The following is a 22,593-nucleotide window of genomic DNA, read 5'->3' as shown; positions in this document are numbered from 1 at the left end:
AAAAATCTAAGCAAAAGCAGAGCTTAACCTACTCTGCTTAGATTTTTAAAAAAGCCATTTACTAAACCAAACATACCCCGAATTCTATGGTAGAAAACTATAGTTTTTTCAATTCGTTGATTTCAGGAATTGCCGCTATTGGCAATGGCCTAAAATCAATTATTGCAAACTGGTATGTTTTTACTTCAGATATAATTTTTTACAACAATCCTAAACTCATTATTTTAGGATTATCATTATTTGGGTTCCTGGGAATTCTCGTTTACCAGTTTTTTAAGATAAAAGCCAGAATTGGTTATTTTATCGAAAAAAAATTAGAAACAGAAACTGCCAACAGAGAATATCAGCTTTATCTTTTATTTTTTGGTATTGCAATTATTGTAATCGAAATTATCAATGAGATATTTAAAATCAGGCCGCGTAGTTTATTGGTTTTAAATGTCACAATTGGCTCAGCAGTTCTCTTGATTTACCTCATTACAGATAAAGTCAAATTTTTGCGCAATAAAGTCCAGCAAATTTTTATTACGCTTTTTTTAAGCTTTCTCGTTTATGTAGGCTACAACATTATATATCTGGATAATGATGTTGTCCCTATCGTTGCTTTTTTAATTTCATTTTACTTTTCATACAGCATCTTAAAACCTATAAAAGTATATTGGGCTTTTGTTGGAATTGTTTTTATCTATCTGATGATCAATGTTATTTTTCATCTCATCCCAATAAAATCATCCATTTTACTGATTAATTACTGCATTATTGTTTTTATAATAAATCAGGTTAAATATGCTGTTTTATTAAACAACAAAGATAATTTCAGGTTTACAAATGAAATTGTTCATAAAGGAAATTCCCTGACAATTGCTACCAATAAAAAAAATGAAGTCGTTTTTTGCAGTGAAACCATAACTTCAATCTTAGGTTATTTGCCAGATGAAGTAACAGGTTTGAAATTCTGGAAACTAACAAAAGAAACCGAATTTATTACTGATATAAAAAACCTGAATCACGAAGAAAACAAACTGTATATCCGGAAATTAAAAAGCAAAAATGGCGAGTATAAATACATTCAATGGAAAGACAAAAAATTCTCTGAAGATTTAATTATCAGTATTGGCCAGGATGTTACAGAACAAATAAATGTTCGTGATCAATACAAAAATCTGATTCAGACTGCAACTGATATTATTTTTGAAATTGACACTGATGGTTATTTTACTTTTGTAAATGAATTTGGGTTTTCGATTTTAGGATATTCTGAAGACGAAATTATCGGTCAGCATTATTCTAATTTCATTCACGAAAATTATCAGAGAAATGCGGTTGACTTCTACGAAAATCTGGAAATCAATGAGAATAATTTTCCAACAATCGAAATTCCGATTTTAAAGAAAAGTGGAAAAACATTATGGATTTCACAAAAAATAATTGTTCGCAAGAATGATCTGGAACAAACTATTGGTTTTGCAGGTATTGCCCGTGACATTACGGACATTAAAAACATAGAAAACGAGAAAAAAAAGCGTCTTAAAAAAATCGAGGCCTACAACAGTTCCACAAAAAAATTATCGACATCAGATTTTAGCCAATACGATAATTTAGATTCTGTTATTGATTATATTATTAAAGAAGCCGCGACAGTCAGCAAAACAAATCGCGTAAGTTTCTGGAAATATTATAACGATTTAATTACTTGCAAAAATTTATTTAGTGTAGACAATCAAAACTTAAGTGATAAAAATATCCTGGATAAAGAATCGTATCCCATTTATTTTGAAACCCTAAAAAGCAAGGCAATTATAAATGCTCCGGATGTTTTTAACAAGTTAGAAACATCAGAATTCCAGCGATTATATTTTACCAAAAACCAAATTAAATCAATGCTGGATGTCCCGATTTTTTTAAACGGACAATTGGCAGGTGTGGTTTGTTTTGAAAGCACTGATGAAAAAAGAGATTGGGATAATGAGGATATTAATTATGCAAGAACAATCTCTGATGTAATTTCCTTAGCGATTTCGTCGCAAATGCGTCTTGAAGCTGAGCGCAGATTAGAATTTAAGAGTCAGTTACTTTCTGCACTTTCGTTATGTACAGAGAAATTTTTACTGAGCAAAACAACTCATGAAATGTTTCAGGAGACCTATGATTTAATAGGTAAAGCCGCAAAAGTCGATCATATGTATTATTATGAAAGAGACTTTACAACAGATACGGTCAGCCAGAAATACAAATGGTCCAGAAAAGGAATTCAGCACCAAATAACGGAATTACGACAACTTACAAAAGATAACCTGCAGGAAATCTACGAAGCGGCACAAAACAAAAAGATTTTAAACACACATACCCGTAAACTCGAAGATACATTTTTTAAACAGTTATTAATCGAAAATGAAATTCAGTCGATTTTGATTTTACCGCTGTACATCAACGATATTTTTACCGGATTTATTGGTTTTGATGATTGTACAAAAGAACGAAAATGGTCTGAAGAAGAAATCTATATCTTTCAGGTTCTTGCCAACAACATTTCATCTGCTCTGGAAAGAAATAGAAATGAAACAAGAATTGTCGAAAGTGAACAGAAATTTAAATTAATTGCCAATAATATTCCAGGTACCGTTTACTTGTCTAAGTTTGATGCTTTTTCGACCAAAATTTTTCTTAACGATGAGATCCTGAATCTGACAGGATATTCGAAATCTGAATTTATAGAGAATAATTTATCCTTTTTATCCCTGATTCATCCGGACGACAAAGATGAAGTTATCAGCAATCAGATTGATAATTTACAAGCTGGAATGCCACTGCACAATGTCTATAGAATTCGTCGAAAGACCGGTGAATACATTTGGGTAGAAGAATTTGGCGACGTTATTAAAAAAGGGGATGAAATTGAATTTGTGGGCGGAATTTATTTTGACATTACCAACAAAAAAGAAACTGAAGATGCCATAAAAGCCAAACAACTTGCCGAAGCAGCCAATAAGTCCAAATCTGACTTTCTGGCTAATATGTCGCATGAAATCAGAACACCATTAAATGGCATTATAGGTTTTACGCATTTATTGATGAAAACGGAACTGGAGGAAATTCAGGAAAAATACATGACAACCATCAATCAATCTGCACATTCACTATTAGAGATTATAAATGATATTCTTGATTTTTCTAAAATCGAAGCCGGAAAACTCGAACTTTTTATTGATTTGTATGATATCAAAAAAGTGCTGGGTCAGGTTTTTGATCTGATTGTTTATGAATCGAACCAGAAAAATCTAAAGCTGGAATTAAATGTAGATCCTGATGTTCCTAAATACATCTGGACTGATATTGTCAGAATCAAGCAAATTCTAATCAATTTGCTTTCAAATGCAGTAAAGTTTACGAATGAAGGCTCTATTAAACTGAATGTTTCTGTTTTAGAAAAAAATAAAAACAGCAATTGCATTATCAGATTCTCTGTTGTTGATACCGGAATTGGAATTCTGGAGAAAAACCAAAAGAAAATTTTTAAAGCTTTCTCACAGGAAGATAGCTCTACAACGCGAAAATTTGGAGGTACCGGTTTAGGATTAACAATCTCGAATCAGCTACTGGCCTTAATGGAAAGCAGACTTCAGCTGGAAAGCCAAATTGATAAAGGAAGTAACTTTTATTTTGACTTAAACTTAAAAACAAGCAACCAGAGTATTAATGAAAAATACAATGCCGAGCTTAAAAAGATCAATCTTGAATTAAGCGCTAATGGTATTAGTACAAACCATAAAAACATTACATTTTTGATTGTAGAGGATAACAAAGTAAACATGTTATTACTAAAAACCATCATTAAAAATCTCTACAGTACAGCTTATATCTACGAATGTGAAAATGGCTATGAAGCCGTAAATCAATTTGAAAGTATTAATCCGGATCTTGTTTTTATGGATATCCAGATGCCAATCATGAATGGTTACGAAACCACAAAAGCAATTAGAAACACTATTATCGGCAAAGATATTCCTATAATTGCCGTAACCGCCGGAGCAGAAAAAGACGAAAGAAACAAATGCATCTCTGCCGGAATGGATGATTATATCTCCAAACCAATCATAAAAGGAACCGTAGAAGAGGCTTTGGTAAAATGGTTAAAATAGTAAAAACTAAATTGTAACTGTAATGTGTATCTCCTGAAAAATATATAAATTCGTACAAGAAAAAATATAATAAACTAAAAATACACTATACTATGAAGTGGTTAGGCAGAAGACAAAGTGATAACGTAGAAGACAGAAGAGGAGTTTCCGGAGGAAAAGTAGCTCTTGGGGGCGGAGTTATTGGTATCATTATTTTATTATTAAACGTATTTGGAGGAGAAACCGGTCAAACCGTAGGAAACGTGTTGGAGCAAATGCAAGGCGGACAGCAGACACAAACTGAAGCCGCAGCTCCGTTAAGCAAGGAAGATGAAGAAATGGGCAATTTTGTCCGAGTTATTTTAGCTGATAACGAAGATATCTGGAACAAAATATTTACCGAAAACGGTATGACATACAAAAATCCTAAATTAGTACTTTTTAGAGGTTCTGTAAACACTGCCTGTGGTGGTGCATCATCTGCTTCAGGTCCGTTTTATTGTCCGGGCGATCAAAAAGTCTATATGGATTTAGGCTTCTTTGAGGAGTTAAAAAATAAATTTGGTGCCAAGGGTGGTGATTTTGCAATTGCATATGTTATAGCGCATGAAATTGGGCATCACGTACAGACTTTATTAGGAACCTCAGCAAAAATGCGTCAGGAACAAGAAGGAAAAAGCGAAGCCGAAGCCAATAAACTTTCAGTAGCATTAGAACTACAAGCTGATTTTTATGCCGGAGTATGGTCACATTACAACGAGAAAAATTTAGATGTGGGTGATATCGAAGAAGCTTTAAGTGCAGCTAATGCAGTTGGAGACGACGCTATTCAGAGTAAAATGCAAGGACATGTTGTTCCGGACTCCTTTACACACGGAACATCTGAACAAAGAATGTACTGGTTTAAAAAAGGTTTTAAAACCGGCGATATCAAGCAGGGAGATACTTTCGACGAAATCCGATAATTCATAAACCAAAAATAACAACCAAAAAAGCATGACTTAATCGTCATGCTTTTTTTATATTTTTTCCATCTAATATAGATAAATTTTCTATATCCGGTTTAATGTTTTATGGGCTCCGAAAATTATACGCACAAAAAAAGCCTTGAATTTCTTCAAGGCTTTAAATTTCTGGGTGGCTGACCGGGTTCGAACCGGCGACCCGCGGCACCACAAACCGCTACTCTAACCAGCTGAGCTACAACCACCATTTTTGCTTAGCGAGTGCAAATATACAACAAAGGTTTACTTATGCAAAAAAAAAGGCTTCAAAAACGGGAGATATCAGGCAAGAAAATGGTTTTATAAAATAATACATTTCACAAACTAAACCGTAACAACCAATAAATCAATATTTAAACATTGCTCTTTTTTTTTGAAATGACAAAAAAACGTTCAAAAAAATAAACGCACAAAAAAAGCCTTGAATTTCTTCAAGGCTTTTACAATTCTGGGTGGCTGACCGGGTTCGAACCGGCGACCCTCGGCACCACAAACCAATACTCTAACCAGCTGAGCTACAACCACCATTTTTCTTTGCGGTTGCAAATATACAACAAAGGTTCGCTTCTCCAAAGAAAAAAATGAAATTTTTATCTCAAAATTACATCAAATCTTCTAAGCTATTGACTGCCAAACATCTTTCGACAGTAAAACCTTCTGCAAAATCTTTACCAACTAACCTTCCTAAGTCCTGCGCACGATAATTTAAGCTTTCCATAAAGTTTTTACTTGTAATTGGCGTAGCAGGTTCTTTTGAATTTGGATCATAAAATTGCGTTTTATACGCCATGACAGCTTCAATTTTCTTGTCTTCAAATCCTGTAATATCGACTACAAAGTCTGGTTCGATATTTTTCCACTGAATATAATGGTATACGACTTTTGGTCTCCATGCTTCTTGTTGTTCTCCATCTATAGAAGTTTCAATTTTCATCAATCCTGATAAAAAGCAGGCATCAGATACTAATTTGCTTCCTTTACCGTGGTCGATATGGCGATCGTCAATAGCGTTGCATAACACAATTTCAGGTTTGTATTTTCGAATCATTTTTATGACTTCTAATTGGTGCTTTTCATCATTGGCAAAAAAACCATCACGCAAACCTAAATTTTCACGAACTAAAACCCCTAAAATTTCAGCTGCATCTTTTGCTTCCTGATCTCTGGTTTCTGCGGTACCGCGGGTTCCTAATTCACCACGCGTTAAATCAACAATACCTACTTTCTTGCCCAGAGATACTTCTTTTAAAATTGTTCCCGCACAACCCAATTCTACATCGTCCGGATGCGCACCAAAGGCTAATATATCTAATTTCATTTTTTTTATTTTTAGTCACAGTTTACAGTCTCAGTATTTAGTCTCAGTATTCAGTCTCAGCAAAACTGAAAACCGTGACTGAGACTAAATACTGAGACTGTAAACTTATTTTTTTTAAGCTATTCTCAAAACTCTTTTCATTGTCATTGACTTATTTACGCTTTCCTCCCATTCTTTTTCAGGCATACTTTCTTTTGTGATTCCGCAGCCCATATACAAAATAGCGTTATTGTCCTGAATTTGCATGCTTCGTAAATTTACAAATAAATCAGAACTAATATCATTATGTGCAAAACTGCTGTTTAATTCGCCCAGAAAACCCGTATAAAAAGTTCTGTCGTAATTTTCGTTTTCAATAATAAATGTTCTTGCTTTTTTCTTTGGCAAACCACAAACTGCAGGAGTTGGATGCAGCGTATCGATTACTTCTTCCAAGGTAGAATTATCATTCAGAACTCCGGAAATATCTGTTTTAATGTGCCAGATTGAACCCGCTTTTACACTGTAAGGCGCTGTTACATGTACTGAAGAAGCTACTTCGCGCAATCGTTTTACAATAAAATCAGTTACATATTGCTGTTCATCTTTTTCTTTTTGCTGCCACGCAATATCAGTTTCCAAAGTTGCTTTTTGCGTTCCGGCCAAAGCCATTGTTTCAAAAACATTTCCGTTTGCCTTTAATAATTGCTCCGGCGTTGCCCCCATCCAAAAACCAATTTCAGGATGAAAAAAGCAATACGAAAAAGTAGTAGGATACAATTCGATCAAATGCTGAAAAGTGGTTATAAAATCAAATTCGGCCAAATTAACCTTTTCGCTTCTCGACAAAACCACTTTTTTGAATTCTTCATTTTTAATCGCTTCAATTCCTTTTGATACTAAATCTTCATATTGTGTTTTGGCGTCTGAATCAAAAATCAGATCTTCGATTTCAATCGTATCAAAAGAAGTTTCGTCTTGTTCTGCTGTTAAAATTTCAGATTCGTTCTCCGGAATCAAAATCAGTTGTTTTTCATCAAAAGATGCAAACACAAAGCCTTTTTCTTTATAATTGAAGATTTTATGCAACGTATCATTTTGCTGTAAAAGCCCAAAAATATTTCTGGAATTGGGTTTAGAATACATTACAAAAGGCAGTTGCTTATCGTAATGTTTTTTTATTTTAGAAAAAAAGTCATTCATGTTCTATTCTGTTTTCTTTTTTTCCAAAACCATATTGGTCAGTTTGCAAAGCGATATGAGATTTCCGGCTTCATCAGTGATTTTTATTTCCCAAAGATGAATACTTCTTCCTTTATGGATGATTCTTGCCGTCCCAAAAACCCAGCCTTCGCGAATACTTTTTAAGTGATTGGCCGAAATTTCAATTCCGCGTACTTCTTGTTCTTTTGGATTAATAAAAAAAAATGATGCTGCACTTCCCACACTTTCTGCCAAAGCTACAGATGCGCCTCCATGCAAAAGTCCCATTGGTTGGTGAACGGACGGATTTACTGGCATTTTTGCTGTCAAAAAATCTTCTCCGGCATCTATATATTCTATTTTTAGCGTTTCCATTAGCGTGTTTTTAGAAAACTCATTACAACGCGCTAAGATTTGCTCTTTTGTATAATTCATTTAAATCAGGCTTTAAAATCGTAAAATTAAAGAAAAGAAGAGATACAAATTAGAAAATCCAATTCTAAATTAAAAATCAACTTCAATCATGTAAGTTTTTTGTTATTTTTACAAAAACAATCAATATTAATCTGCGGCTGAAACGTAATTTTTTTTGCCACAGATTACACAAATTAAAACAGATTAAATATTTATAGACAAGAGTCGAAAAATCTTTTTAATCCTTTTAGTTGTGGCAAAAAACTTTATTCAAATGCGTCAATACTTTATACTTTTTATTTTTGGTTTACTTATAACTTTCAGCTCTTGCAGAACTGATTTTGATACCGTTGCCAGTTCCGGAGATTTAAAGTTTTCAAAAGATACGGTGTATTTAGATACTGTATTTAAAAATATTGGCTCTAGTACTTACCAGCTTAAAGTATATAACAAAAGTAAAGACGATATTTCGATTCCTGTAATTCAGTTAAAAAACGGATTAAATTCAAAATACCGAATGACGGTTGACGGAATGGCCGGAACCAACGGAAAAATCTTTAAAGATGTTACGCTTTTAGCCAAAGACAGTTTGTATATTTTTATAGAAACTACCGCAGATATCACAGATGCAAATCCTGCTGATTTTTTATATACAGATCAAATTCAGTTCGACAGTGGCACAAATCTTCAGGAAGTCGCACTGGTTACTTTAGTTCAGGATGCTGTTTTTCTTTATCCAAAACAAAATCCTGACGGAACTAAAGAAAAAATCAAAATTGACGGAAAAGATGTTGATGGTTTTTATCTGAATGAAAATGATGCCGTAAACGGAAATGAATTGCTCTTTACCAAACAAAAACCGTATGTTATTTATGGATACGCAGGAGTTCCTGAAAGTAAAACCGTTACTTTTGAAGCCGGAGCACGAGTTTTTTTTCACTCTAATTCAGGACTTTATATAGACAATCAGGCATCACTTCAAATTAATGGTACTGCATCTTCAACTGATAAACTGGAAAATGAAGTTATTTTTGAAGGTGACCGGCTGGAATCTCTTTACGATGATATTCCCGGACAATGGAACTCTGTTATTTTTGCAAACGGAAGTAAAAATCATTCCATCAATCATCTTACCTTAAAAAATGCCATTACAGGTTTAAACATAAAAAGTCCTGATAATACAACTACCATCCAAATAAAAAACACACAGATTTATAATTGTGCCGAATATGGAATCCTGGCTCAAAACGCGCATATTAACGGAGAAAACATTGTGATCAATTATGCCGGATTAGCGGGTTTATCTTGTGTTTATGGCGGAAATTATATTTTCACACATTGTACCTTCAATAATAATTGGCAAGGAAGTTCACAGTTTGCCGTTAATTTAAGCAACAGTTTAGCCGGAGCAACACCGGAAACCAACCCTTTAACTCAGGCAACTTTCAATAATTGCATTATTTATGGTTCAGCAAGCAACGAATTTAATTTGAATAAAAATACAAATACTGCTTTCGTTTATCAATTAAACAATTGTTTACTAAAATTCAGTACCACTTCAAATCCTGATTATCAATTTAAAACAGATGTGGCACATTACAACCAAATCATCTTAAATGAAAATCCCAAGTTCTTGAATGTTTCAAAAAACAAATTCAATATCGACAATACTTCTGCCGCTTTCGCGAAAGGGAATCCCGCTTATATAATTCCGTTAGATATTATTGGGGCAACCAGAACTTCTCCTCCTGATTTGGGCGCATATCAAAGCGCGGCTTTCCCTAAGTAGTTTTGTTTTCACTATATAAGTGATATAAGAATAATTTAAGTTTTTTTTTGAACGTGCTATTTGTCATTTCGAGGTACGAGAAATCACACTAAAAATTCCGCAAAGAAAATCGACATGTAGATGTACGAGTGCGATTTCTCGTACCTCGAAATGACAAACTTAATGATAAAAAAAACTTTGCGACTTCGCGTCTTTGCGAGATTATTTCAAAAACTTTCAAAAGTTCACTTATACAACTCAAAACCAAACAGTAAGAAAATTTTTCTAAAATTAAAGATCACTTAACACAGTGTATTCTTAAAAGTAGTATTTTTGATACAATTAATAAATTAGAAACCTAAAATTCAATTTATTAGCCACCCAAATCTTAAACTATTTTTATGAAAAAAAACTACTCTTTGCTCTTATTGATTTTTGTTACGTTGGGTTTTGCCCAGATACCTTCAGGTTATTATAACACCGCAACCGGAACAGGTTATACCCTAAAAACTCAATTGTACAATATTATTAAAGACCATACTAATAATGGTTATGCCGGTTTGTACACGACTTATCAAACCTCTGACGTGGATAATTTCTATGAAAATGACGGAACTGTTTTAGACATGTATTCTGAAAATCCGTCAGGAACAGACCCATACAATTACAGCATCGGAAGCACACAAAGATGTGGAAATTATTCTGCAGAAGGCGATTGCTATAACAGAGAACACATTATACCACAATCTGTATTTAATGAGCAATCACCAATGGTTGCTGATGCACATTTTATAACTCCAACCGACGGAAAAGTAAACGGAATGCGTTCTAATTATCCCCATGGAACTGTAAGTTCAGTAACTTACACTTCACAAAACGGAAGCAAATTAGGATCAAGTTCTGTATCTGGATATTCAGGAACTGTTTTTGAACCTGTAAATGCTTTTAAAGGTGATATCGCCAGAATGTACTTTTATTTCGCCACCCGATATGAAAATAACGTTGCAGGTTATAGCTATGCCATGTTTGATGGTTCAAGTAATAAAGTTTTTACAACTGCCTTCTTAAATATGCTTTTAGCCTGGAATGCACAAGATCCTGTAAGCGCAAGAGAAATTGCAAGAAACAATGCAATTTACGCACGTCAGAACAATAGAAATCCATATATCGATCATCCGGAATATGTAAATCAAATTTGGGGAGGTACTGCTCCTTCCGGAGATACTCAGGCTCCAACTACTCCAACCAGTTTGGCTTCTACAGCAAAAACAGCAACCTCTATTACAGTTGCATGGAGTGGTTCTACAGATAATGTTGCCGTAACTGGTTATGATGTTTATGCAAATAATGTCCTGAAAAACACGGTTAGTACTTTAGATTATACCATTACAGGATTAACTGCTTCAACAACTTACAGCATTTATGTTAAGGCAAAAGATGCTGCAGGAAATACTTCCGGATCAAGCAATGTAATTTCTGTTACAACAAATGCAGGCGGCGGAACCGGCGGAACAGCAAGCGATATCTTATTCTCTGAATACATTGAAGGATCAGGAAATAATAAAGCCCTTGAAATTGCCAATAACACCGGAAGTTCTGTAAGTTTATCTGCTTATACTGTAAAAAAACAAACTAATGGCGCCGGATCATGGAGCACAGGTTTAGCATTAAGCGGAACATTAGCTTCGGGAAGCAAATTTACGATCGTAAACAGTTCGATGTCATCAACTTGTTTTGCTCCGAGCTCAGCAAATATTTCGACAACAGCAACTGAATTGACTTTTAACGGAAATGACGCTGTAGGTTTATTCAAAAATGGTGTTTTGATTGACATCATAGGAACTTTTAACGGAGGAACTGCCAACTTTGCTGCTGATGTTACTTTAAGAAGAAAATCAACGGTAACGGCTCCAAGTACAACATTTAGCCTTAGCTCACAATGGGATTCATACACAGTGGACACTTGTTCTAATCTGGGTGCTAAACCTGGAGAAACTCTATCTGTTGATACACCAGAAGAAACTATTACTGAATTGAGTGGACTTATTTTATATCCAAATCCAACTCACGGTAACTTTACCATTTACTTTGATAATACTGGTTCATCATACTCTATCGAGATAATTTCTATAGTAGGTCAAAAGGTATTTGAGCAATCAAACATCACTGATTCATTATCGACGATAAACAATTTGCCAAAAGGCATTTACATTGTTCGTATTAATAAAGATGCTGAAACTTTTGCAAAAAAGATCATTATCAACTAATTAATAACGAGTGCTTACTAAAGTAAAAGCGGCAATATTGCCGCTTTTTTTATACAAATACTTGAGTTTTTTTTCACGCAGATTTAGCAGATAAGGGAGATATAAAGCTTACTAAATGATTTGCGCAGATTTAATAATTAATTTAATCAATTAAAAATCCGCTTAATCTGCCAAATCTGCGTGAAACAAAAAAAAAACTTCGCGTTATACGACTTTGCCAGCAAAATTCACACACTAATTAGATGAACTTATATTACTTATATGGTTTAAAAAAACATCTATATATTTTTTCAAAAGAGTTTCTTTTCAAATTTGCGCTTACTATTTATTTACACTAAATTTGCACCTCAATACAACAAACTACACATCACAATGATCCATTTCTTTGAAAACCAAAGCAAAACTGTTTTTGCCGTACAAACGCAAAACGAAATTTCGGCTCAAGACATTTCAAAACTAAACTGGCTTTTTGCCAACTCTAATAAGATCGAAAAATCCGCCTTGACGGATTTTTTTGTTGGTCCACGTGCCACTATGATCACACCTTGGAGTACAAATGCTGTAGAAATTACTCAAAATATGGGTATTCCGGGCATTATCAGAATTGAGGAATTTCATCCGGCAACGGAAGATTTCACGGATTTTGATCCAATGCTTTCACAAAAATTCAATCAATTAGATCAGGAGATTTTCACGATTAATGTTCAGCCGGAACCAATTTTGGAAATCGATGATATTGCAACTTACAACAAAGTCGAAGGTTTGGCTTTAAGCCAGGAAGAAGTAGATTACTTAGACAATCTTGCTGTAAAACTAGGAAGAAAGTTAACTGATTCTGAGATTTTTGCTTTCTCACAAGCGAATTCAGAACACTGTCGTCACAAAATCTTCAACGGAACTTTTGTAATTGACGGCGAAGAAAAAGAGACTTCTCTTTTTAAATTAATCAAAAAGACATCACAGGAAAATCCTAACGATATAGTGTCTGCTTACAAAGACAACGTTGCTTTTGTAAAAGGACCAAAAGTGCAGCAGTTTGCACCAAAAACAGCTGACAAACCAGATTATTATGAGATAAAAGAATTTGATTCAGTTTTATCTTTAAAAGCAGAAACACACAATTTCCCAACAACTGTAGAGCCTTTTAACGGAGCTGCAACAGGTTCTGGAGGAGAAATTCGTGACCGTTTAGCTGGTGGTCAAGGTTCTTTGCCATTAGCCGGAACAGCAGTTTACATGACTTCATATTCTCGTTTGAACGACGAAAGAAAATGGGAAAATGCTGTTGAAGAAAGAAAATGGCTGTACCAAACTCCAATGGATATTTTGATCAAAGCTTCAAACGGAGCTTCTGATTTTGGAAATAAATTCGGGCAACCGTTAATTACAGGTTCAGTTTTAACTTTCGAACATTCAGAAAACGACCGTAAAATTGGTTACGATAAAGTAATCATGCAAGCGGGTGGAATTGGTTACGGAAAATTAGATCAGGCAATCAAAAAGAAACCACAAGAAGGTGATAAAATCGTAATTCTTGGTGGAGAAAATTATAGAATTGGTATGGGTGGAGCTGCGGTATCCTCTGCAGATACAGGAGCTTTTGGTTCAGGAATTGAATTAAATGCTATTCAGCGTTCAAACCCTGAAATGCAAAAACGTGCTGCTAACGCCATTCGTGGTTTGGTAGAAAGTGACAATAACCCAATTGTTTCGATTCACGATCACGGAGCTGGAGGGCACTTAAATTGTCTTTCTGAATTAGTGGAAGAAACCGGTGGATTAATCGATTTGGATAAATTGCCAGTTGGAGATCCAACACTTTCTGCAAAAGAAATTATTGGTAACGAATCTCAGGAAAGAATGGGATTGGTTATTGGTCAAAAAGATATTGATACTTTACAAAGAATTGCCGACAGAGAGCGTTCGCCAATGTATCAGGTTGGAGATGTAACGGGAGATCACCGTTTTACTTTCGAATCAAAATCAAATGGTTCAAAACCGATGGATTATGCTTTAGAAGATTTCTTCGGAAGTTCTCCAAAAACGGTTATGAACGACAAAACTATTGATAGAAAATATGCTGATGTTGCTTATGACAAGGCTGATTTCGAAAAATATTTACAAGATGTTTTACGTCTTGAAGCTGTTGCATCAAAAGACTGGTTGACTAATAAAGTGGACCGTTGTGTGGGTGGAAAAGTAGCAAAACAACAAAACGCAGGACCTTTGCAATTGCCGTTGAATAATGTGGGAGTTATGGCGCTGGATTATTTAGGTAAAGAAGGAATCGCAACTTCTATTGGACACGCTCCTATTGCTGCTTTGATTGATCCGGTTGCAGGAAGTAGAAATGCTATTGCAGAATCGTTATCAAACATTGTTTGGGCACCAATTAAAGATGGTTTAAAAGGAATTTCTTTATCTGCAAACTGGATGTGGGCTTGTAAAAACGAAGGTGAAGACGCTCGTTTGTACGCTGCTGTTGAAGGTTGCTCCCATTTTGCAATCGAATTGGGAATCAATATTCCTACAGGAAAAGATTCACTTTCGATGAAACAAAAATATCCAAACGACGAAGTAATCGCCCCGGGAACGGTTATTATTTCGGCTGGAGGAAATTGTACAGATATTAGAAAAGTAGTGGAGCCGATTTTACAGAAAAACGGAGATTCTATTTATTATATCAATTTGTCTCAGGATGATTTCAAATTAGGAGGTTCCTCTTTTGCACAAATCAGAAACACAATCGGAAAAGAAACTTCTACAATTAAAGACGCTTCTTTCTTCAAAAATGCTTTTAATACCGTTCAGGAATTAATCGGCGAAAGCCAAATTTTAGCCGGACACGATATCGGAAGCGGTGGTTTAATTACTACTTTATTAGAATTGTGTTTTGCTGATGTAAACCTTGGAGCTAAAATTGATTTCTCTGCATTTACTGAAAAAGACTTATTGAAAATTCTTTTCGCAGAAAACATCGGAATCGTTTTCCAGGCAAAATCTGATGCAGTTGTTGAAGCTAAATTAAACGCTAACAATATCGAATTTTTCAAATTAGGTACAGTAACGACAAGCGAGACTTTAGACCTTGGACTTTGGACTTTAGACATAAAAGCTTACAGAGACATTTGGTTCGAAACTTCTTATTTATTAGATCAAAAACAATCTAAAAACGGAAGAGCTCAGGCACGTTTCGAAAACTACAAAAATCAGGTTTTACAATATACTTTCCCAGCGCACTTTACAGGAAAAAAACCTGTAATCGATGCTTCAAAACCAAGACCAAAAGCGGCTATTATTCGTGAAAAAGGAAGTAATTCTGAGCGTGAAATGGCAAATGCTATGTACTTAGCCGGATTTGACGTAAAAGACGTTCACATGACAGATTTAATTTCTGGTCGTGAAACACTTGAAGACATTCAGTTTATTGGTGCAGTTGGAGGATTCTCTAACTCAGATGTTTTAGGTTCTGCTAAAGGTTGGGCCGGAGCATTTTTATACAATGAAAAAGCAAAAACAGCTTTGGATAAATTCTTTAAAAGAGAAGATACTTTATCTGTTGGAATCTGTAACGGTTGTCAGTTATTTATGGAACTTGAAGTAATTAATCCAGAGCATGAAGTTCACGGAAAAATGCTTCATAACGAAAGCCAAAAACACGAAAGTATCTTTACTTCTGTAAAAGTACAAGAGAATAATTCGGTTATGTTATCGACTTTGGCCGGAAGTACTTTAGGAGTTTGGGTTTCACACGGAGAAGGAAAATTTAATTTACCTTATGCAGAAGACCAATACAACATTGTTTCTAAATATGCTTACGAAGGATATCCAGCAAACCCTAACGGTTCTGATTATAACACGGCAATGATGTGTGATAAAACAGGAAGACATTTGGTTATGATGCCTCATATTGAGCGTTCGACTTTCCAATGGAACTGGGCTCATTATCCAAAAGACAGAAACGACGAAGTTTCGCCTTGGCATGAAGCTTTTGTTAACGCAAGAAAATGGATTGAGAAAATCTAAATTTAGTTTTCATTATAAAAAAAATGCCTCGATGTTATCGAGGCATTTTTTTTAACGTTTTAAGGAAGTTGCCAGACCCGTTATGATACTGGCAGAAGCAAAAGCAACTAATCCCGAAGCAATAGCGGCTTGTCCCGCAAAAAACTGATCTTCGATGATTCTTGCCTGAAATAGTGTTCCACCGGCTAATCCGGCAATTAATCCTAAACCAATTCTACCAAGATACCACCATGGTTCAGGATCTGGCGGCGGAGGTGTAGGAAATTTAAAAAAACGTCTCCACCAGCCCGGGTAAAGTGTTCCACACCATCCCAGCGCTAAATAAAATAAAGTTGCCATACTATTAAATTTAAATATTGCCTACTCGTTTGCTTTTCGGCGTTCGCATCTTAATAAGACAAAACTATATAACACTCTAATAAATTTTATAAGGTTATTTCCTGTTTATTAAAGGGAAAAACACCCTTTTTTAGATAATATTTATTTCTGTTTAAGCGTTTCTAAGATTAACTTAATAATATCTTAAGGCACTTTAAGAAGCTGTATTTACTGGGATAAATATCTTTGTCTCATGAAAAAATGGAGCCAAAACCTATCGCTTTTAAGTATCTTATTTATATTAAGTCAATTTTCATTTGGACAAAATTCCTCTTTAAAAGGAACTGTCTCTGATGGAAAACTTCCTGTGGAATTTGTAGATGTTATTTTAAAAAATGCAAATGATTCTACAAAAGTTGCAGGTTATGCTGTTACAGATGCTTCTGGGAATTTTGATTTAGAAAATATCCTTTCCGGTGATTATCAATTATCTTTCAGATTGATTGGATTCAAAACTGTTTCTCAAAAAGTAAAACTTAATGGTTCTCCCCTTTTTATAGGCAATATAATTTTACAAAATGACGCTAATTTACTGAATGCTGTTGTGGTGAATTCCCAGAAAAAACAAATTCAGAAAACAGACGAAGGTTTTGTTTTTAATGCTGTTTGGAATATTTCCCAATCCGGAGGAACGGCGACAGATATGCTAAAAAGTATTCCGACAGTTGCTGTTGATGCTGATGGTGGAATAACGCTGAGAGGAAAATCGCCTATGATTTTGATTAACGGGAAAAATTCTGCCATTACTAATATGGATCAGATTGCAGCAAGCAGTATCGAAAGCATTGAGGTTATTAGTAATCCCACGTCCAAATATGATGCGAATGCAGAAAGCGGAATCATCAATATCAAGTTAAAGAAAAACAATCAAAGTGGGATTAATGGTGCTGTAGTTCTAGGCAGTGGCTTTGGCGCAAAAGGAAGACTGAACAGTTCTGTGCTTTTAAATCAAAAAACGGAGAAATGGAATTTTGGTTTAGGATATGACAATCGATTTGCCGGAAGAACAAAAAAGATAAAAGGAGAAAGAATTAATAATTTTATTGATGACGAACATTTTATCAATCAAAACAGAAATGACGAACGAACTGAAGGATTGCAGAATCTAAAACTGAATATTGATTTCTCTCCAAACGATCGAAACAGCTTTTCGTTTGAAGCTCTGGGCAATATGGAAAGTCAGGATAATGATGAAACTTTATATACGCACGTAAACACAAGTACAAATCAGTTTTATTCTTTCAACAGGAGACATTCTCTGGAATTAGAGCGTTCAAAAGTGGGTGAACTGGCTTTAAGTTATGATCGCAAATTTACTGATGATCGCAAAAACCTCAACGCCAGTATTACTTCCTCTTTTAATAAACATAGAGAAAATACCAATATTGATACTTTTAATTACGATCAGTATAATACTCAAATTGCTGACGCTTTTTTGCAACGGACACATAATTATGAACACGAAAATATATCTAATGCCATTGTCAATTATGCATTCCCTGTTTCTGATAAATCGATTGTAGAAACAGGTTACAAAGGAACTTTCCGTTTTTTTAATTCTGATTTCGAAAGTGCTGATATGACAAATGGTGAATATGTAATAAATCCTTTGGCGAGTAATGGTTTTAAATTCAACGAACAAATAAATGCGGTTTATGGTTTGCTAAACTCTTTTATTGGTGATAAAGAGAATCCAAAATGGAAATACAATCTGGGTTTGCGTGCAGAAAATGTTTCTAACACCGGAGCCACAAAAAACAATAGTGATCGTTTTAATAATGATTATTTGAAGCTTTTTCCATCAGCATCTTTGCAATTGAATTTAAAAGGAGATGAATTTGTAAAAATTGGATATAGCAAACGTATCAACCGTCCGGATTTAGATGATCTGAATCCATTTATAGATATTACGGATGCCCTGAATCCTCATGGTGGAAATCCGTATTTGAAACCTGAAATTATTCATATCGCTGAGATGAGTTATAATAAAGACTGGTCGAAATACTCGTTTTCTACGAATGCTTTTTACAGAAATGCTACTAATACGATAAAACAATATGCAGAACTACAGGATAATGGAGTGATTTTGCTGCAGCCACGTAATATAGGAAGTACCATAACGTATGGTCTGGAAACTATTTTTAGTCTAAAACCAATTGGCTTTTATGACGCCAATATTAGCATAACAGCTTTTGAGCAGAATATAGATGCTTCAAATCTCGCACAAGATGTTGTAAATAACGCTTTTAGCTGGTACGGAAAAATCATCAATAATTTTGCTCCCTGGAAAGGCGGAAAACTACAAATAATTGGTAATTATAATTCGGCATTGGCAACTCCGCAAGGAAAAAGAATTCCTATTTATAATGTTGATATGGGTTTTCAGCAGAAGATTGGTAAAGGAAATGCGCGTTTAGGATTAGTGGTCACAGATATGTTCAACACACTTGAAAGCGGCTATAAAAACAATACCTTGTTATTTAGTAACAACAGAACTTCAAAATCAGACACTCGTGCTTTAATGCTAACTTTTGCTTATACTTTTAAGTCTGATTTTAAAGAAAAACTATTAGAAAACCAATTTTCAACGGAGTAAATTTTCATATAAATAAAAAAATTCATTCTTGTAATTTGGATTCATTTTTCTATCGAAATTTGAACTATATTCGCCAAAAAAATTATGCCACTGATTTTTTTTCGTTTCCAAAAACTCTTAAACCTACATAGAATGAAATCAATACATTTATTGCTTATCACATTATTTTTTGTCTCAGCACAATCTTATTCTCAAGTTCAGGTTGACCAAATTACCTATAATGGTCGTGATCATTATATTACCACAACTATTGGTTATCCAGCTCCCGGAACTTATATTCCAACAGGTCAAAAAGCGCCCAGTACGGTTTTAAATCCGGATGGAACAGGTGTTATTCAGGCAGATGATTTAACTAAAACAAAAATAAACTGGGGAATCGAATGTACGGAGGAAGGAATTCCGGTTTTTAAAGAAGGTTTCAATAGTGCCTCTTATACATTCTGGTATAGAAACAACGGAAGTGAAGCCTGGAATTATTCTCAATTTTCTATTCATTTTACCAAGAAAAAAATGTTTTTAATGGGAGAAAGAGTAAAAGATTATGTGGATTATAATGTGCAATAATCACATTCAGGATTTGCGTAAAATATAAGGTTTTCTCGGTATTTCAAAAAATTACTACAAAAAAGAAAACGTTTTCGTAAAATTTCTATATTACCTATAATTTTTCCCATAAAATTGTATAAAATTAAAAATCATACCTAAATTTTATTTAATTTGCGGTAAAATTCAATATATTAAACATGGTTTCAATCACACGCCTTTTTGATTTTCCCTATTATCAACAAGAAACTTACAACCTTCCAGTTGCTTTGGCAACCAAAAAAAATGGAGTCTGGGAAAAAACATCTAGCCAGGAATATATTGCAAAAGCTAATGCTGTTTCAAGAGCATTATTACGTATGGGCATTCAAAAAGATGATAAAATTGCCTTAATCACTTCAAATAATCGCAGCGAATGGAATATCATGGATATTGGTATTCTGCAAACCGGAGCTCAAAACGTTCCTATTTACCCAACAATAGCCGAAGAAGACTACGAATATATATTAAATCACAGCGGTAGTATTTACTGTTTTGTATCTGATGAAGAAGTACTTGGCAAAGTAAATGCCATTAAAGCAAATGTACCCTCATTAAAAGAAGTCTATTCATTTAATGAAATCGAAGGCTGCAAACACTGGTCTGAATTATTGACACTTGGTGAAGATGAAAGCAACCAGAATGAAGTTGAAACAAGCAAAGACAGCATCAAAGAAGATGATCTGGCTACTATTATATATACTTCAGGAACAACCGGAAGACCAAAAGGCGTTATGCTGTCGCACAAAAATATTGTGTCGAATGTTTTAGACAGCGCACCAAGAATTCCGTTTGATGCAGGAAAAAGCACCGCTTTGAGCTTCTTGCCTATTTGCCATATTTTTGAAAGAATGATTTTGTATATCTATCAATATTATGGTGTTTCTGTTTATTTTGGTGAATCGATTGATAAAATTAGTGACAACTTAAAAGAAGTACGACCTACAGTAATTACAGCTGTACCGAGACTTTTAGAAAAAGTTTACGATAAAATTTATGCTAAAGGAACTGAATTGACCGGCATCAAGAAAAAACTATTTTTCTGGGCTATTGATTTAGGTTTAAAATATGAGCCATACGGAGCCAATGGTTTCTGGTATGAATTTCAGTTAAAAATTGCCCGCAAACTTATTTTCAGCAAATGGAAAGAAGGATTGGGCGGTAATTTAGATTTAATGGTATCAGGAAGTGCTGCTTTACAGCCACGTTTAACGAGAGTTTTTGCTGCTGCCGAAATTCCGGTTATGGAAGGTTACGGTTTATCAGAAACATCGCCTGTAATTGCCGTAAACGACCAAAGAAACAAAGGTTTTAAAATAGGAACCGTTGGAAAAGTAATTCGTAATGTTGAAGTTAAGATTGCACAAGACGGAGAAATCCTTTGCAAAGGACCTAATGTAATGTTGGGATATTTTAAGGATCCTGAAAAAACTGCCGAAGCTTTACAAGACGGATATTTTCATACTGGAGATATTGGTGAAATTGACAGCGAAGGTTTCCTGAAAATTACCGACCGTAAAAAAGAAATGTTCAAAACCTCAGGAGGAAAATATATCGCTCCGCAGCTGATTGAAAATGCCATGAAACAATCTCGTTTTATTGAGCAAATCATGGTAATTGGTGATGGCGAAAAAATGCCGGCTGCCTTTATTCAGCCAAACTTTGAGTTTGTAAAAGAATGGGCAAAGCTTCACAAAATAACTTTAGGAAGCAGTAATGCAGAAATTAGTGCCAATCCGGATGTCATTAAACGTATCGACGAAGAAGTAGAAGGAATTAATGAAAAATTTGGACATTGGGAAAAAATCAAACGTTTTGAGTTAACTCCGGATGTCTGGTCTATTGATGGCGGACAATTGACTCCAACTTTAAAACTGAAACGTAAAATCATCAAAGAAATTTACAAAGATCTTTACGCTAAAATCTACGATCATAATTAAATCAAAATAATATAACCAAACGAAAAAGGCTGTCTCATAAGGACAGCCTTTTTTACTTTATGAAGATTTCCTTCAATTGAATAATGGCGTTCTAGCCACTCGAAAACCTTGGATTTCCCGGATATCTCTCCTGATCTCTTTTCTTAGAAAACAGCGTTGTGAAATTTGAAAAAAGATTCCTTTGTTTAGGATATTCTCCTGATTTTTCATTTTTATCTTGTCCAAAATCCGCTATTTCTCTGGTTTTTTTCTCTACTTGAACAATCGGTTTAGCTTTGTAGCTGCTTTCAATTTGTTTAGCATCTTCCATTCTACACATTTTATTAAAGTTTTTAAAAGGACGCGGTTGAAAATCGACCATAATTGCTGCAAGGTTTATTGCATCAATATTCGTTGGGTCCGTTTCGCCCTTAAAGAAAGTTTCGATAGGTCTGAACTTATCTTTCTGCTCCTTAAATTTATTCTTTTTGGTATGATCGAAATCTATAGAAAATAAATTTCTAAAAACATTCAAGTCATCCTGAGTTGCGTTGTTCTCGAAAATAAGCCAGCAAAAATCACGTAGTTTTCCACGAGAAGGGCTGTACAAATAATCAAAGTATTCGCCTTCTTTTTCTATCTCATATTTATTTCTAATTGCTTTTTTGTATTGGTCTAATGTATTGTTATTCATAATATTTTATTTTAACTGGTTATTGTTAATCTTAGGTAATCTGCCACTAAGGCTCAAAGACACTAAGGTTTATTTTTTATTTTTACGGGATAATCACTCGCTTTTTTGTTTCATTAATATTTTTTCTGTCTCTCGCTAAGACGCCAAGTCGCTAAGCTTTTTACTTTGAATCTTTGCACCTCTGCGACTTTGCACGAAAATCATTTTACGCATTACTTTTTCAGTCTGTTGCTAAGTCACTAATTTTTTTAATTCAGTTCTTTATAAAAAATCTTTGTGCCTTAGTGCCTTCGTGGCAAACTTTATTTTTTTTGCATAAAAAAAGCA

General features: G+C 34.4%; 13 protein-coding genes and 2 tRNA genes. 8 read left to right on the top strand and 7 right to left on the bottom strand.

Annotated features, from left to right (window positions below; translation table 11 throughout):
• Positions 1-86 precede the first annotated feature (86 nt).
• Together RC62_RS13795 and RC62_RS13790 are read left to right on the top strand one after the other, a co-directional pair.
• Positions 87-4,139 carry a PAS domain S-box protein gene (locus RC62_RS13795; protein WP_055096095.1) on the top strand — a complete coding sequence of 1,351 codons (4,053 nt, stop codon included), beginning with the start codon at positions 87-89 and terminating at the stop codon, positions 4,137-4,139.
• Between the two features lie 92 nt (positions 4,140-4,231).
• Positions 4,232-5,083: a neutral zinc metallopeptidase gene (locus tag RC62_RS13790; protein ID WP_055096093.1), complete on the top strand. Its 852-nt coding sequence runs from the start codon at positions 4,232-4,234 to the stop codon at positions 5,081-5,083.
• Between the two features lie 171 nt (positions 5,084-5,254).
• Here RC62_RS13790 and RC62_RS13785 read toward each other — a convergent pair.
• The 5 genes from RC62_RS13785 to RC62_RS13765 form a co-directional block, all read right to left on the bottom strand.
• Positions 5,255-5,328 (bottom strand) — tRNA-His (locus RC62_RS13785).
• A 245-nt stretch (positions 5,329-5,573) separates the two neighbouring features.
• Positions 5,574-5,647, bottom strand: a tRNA-His gene (locus tag RC62_RS13780).
• Positions 5,648-5,723: 76 nt separating this feature from the next.
• Positions 5,724-6,440: a bacillithiol biosynthesis deacetylase BshB1 gene (gene bshB1, locus RC62_RS13775; RefSeq protein WP_055096091.1), complete on the bottom strand. Its 717-nt coding sequence runs from the start codon at positions 6,438-6,440 to the stop codon at positions 5,724-5,726.
• Positions 6,441-6,554: 114 nt separating this feature from the next.
• Positions 6,555-7,622, bottom strand: coding sequence for a chorismate-binding protein (locus RC62_RS13770; protein WP_055096089.1), 1,068 nt, complete (start codon positions 7,620-7,622; stop codon positions 6,555-6,557).
• A gap of 3 nt (positions 7,623-7,625) precedes the next feature.
• Entirely contained in the window at positions 7,626-8,057 is a 432-nt protein-coding gene (locus RC62_RS13765) for a PaaI family thioesterase (protein WP_055096087.1), read from the bottom strand.
• A 253-nt stretch (positions 8,058-8,310) separates the two neighbouring features.
• Between RC62_RS13765 and RC62_RS13760 the strand changes: the two genes are divergently transcribed.
• From RC62_RS13760 to purL, 3 genes are all read left to right on the top strand, one after another.
• On the top strand, positions 8,311-9,825 hold the full coding sequence (locus RC62_RS13760) for a hypothetical protein (RefSeq protein WP_055096086.1): 1,515 nt from the start codon (positions 8,311-8,313) through the stop codon (positions 9,823-9,825).
• Positions 9,826-10,205: 380 nt separating this feature from the next.
• Positions 10,206-12,071: an endonuclease gene (locus tag RC62_RS13755; protein WP_055096083.1), complete on the top strand. Its 1,866-nt coding sequence runs from the start codon at positions 10,206-10,208 to the stop codon at positions 12,069-12,071.
• Positions 12,072-12,443: 372 nt separating this feature from the next.
• Positions 12,444-16,097, top strand: coding sequence for a phosphoribosylformylglycinamidine synthase (purL, locus tag RC62_RS13750; protein ID WP_055096081.1), 3,654 nt, complete (start codon positions 12,444-12,446; stop codon positions 16,095-16,097).
• Positions 16,098-16,148: 51 nt separating this feature from the next.
• On the opposite strand, the gene RC62_RS13745 is transcribed toward purL, so the two are convergent.
• Positions 16,149-16,436, bottom strand: a complete 288-nt coding sequence (locus RC62_RS13745; protein ID WP_055096079.1) for a hypothetical protein — start codon at positions 16,434-16,436, stop codon at positions 16,149-16,151.
• 232 nt (positions 16,437-16,668) lie between these two features.
• Between RC62_RS13745 and RC62_RS13740 the strand changes: the two genes are divergently transcribed.
• From RC62_RS13740 to RC62_RS13730, 3 genes are all read left to right on the top strand, one after another.
• Positions 16,669-19,071: a TonB-dependent receptor domain-containing protein gene (locus tag RC62_RS13740; protein ID WP_055096077.1), complete on the top strand. Its 2,403-nt coding sequence runs from the start codon at positions 16,669-16,671 to the stop codon at positions 19,069-19,071.
• 132 nt (positions 19,072-19,203) lie between these two features.
• Complete coding sequence (locus RC62_RS13735) at positions 19,204-19,635, top strand: hypothetical protein (protein WP_055096075.1); 432 nt, start codon at positions 19,204-19,206, stop codon at positions 19,633-19,635.
• Between the two features lie 179 nt (positions 19,636-19,814).
• Positions 19,815-21,593, top strand: a complete 1,779-nt coding sequence (locus RC62_RS13730) for an AMP-dependent synthetase/ligase (RefSeq protein ID WP_055096073.1) — start codon at positions 19,815-19,817, stop codon at positions 21,591-21,593.
• 91 nt (positions 21,594-21,684) lie between these two features.
• Here the strand turns inward: RC62_RS13730 and RC62_RS13725 are convergent, their stop codons facing one another.
• Positions 21,685-22,266 carry a hypothetical protein gene (locus RC62_RS13725; protein ID WP_055096071.1) on the bottom strand — a complete coding sequence of 194 codons (582 nt, stop codon included), beginning with the start codon at positions 22,264-22,266 and terminating at the stop codon, positions 21,685-21,687.
• Positions 22,267-22,593 lie beyond the last annotated feature (327 nt).

Source organism: Flavobacterium aquidurense, assembly GCF_001404985.1.
GTDB classification, from domain to species: domain Bacteria; phylum Bacteroidota; class Bacteroidia; order Flavobacteriales; family Flavobacteriaceae; genus Flavobacterium; species Flavobacterium aquidurense_B.
This window is presented reverse-complemented; position numbering and strand designations above follow the sequence as displayed.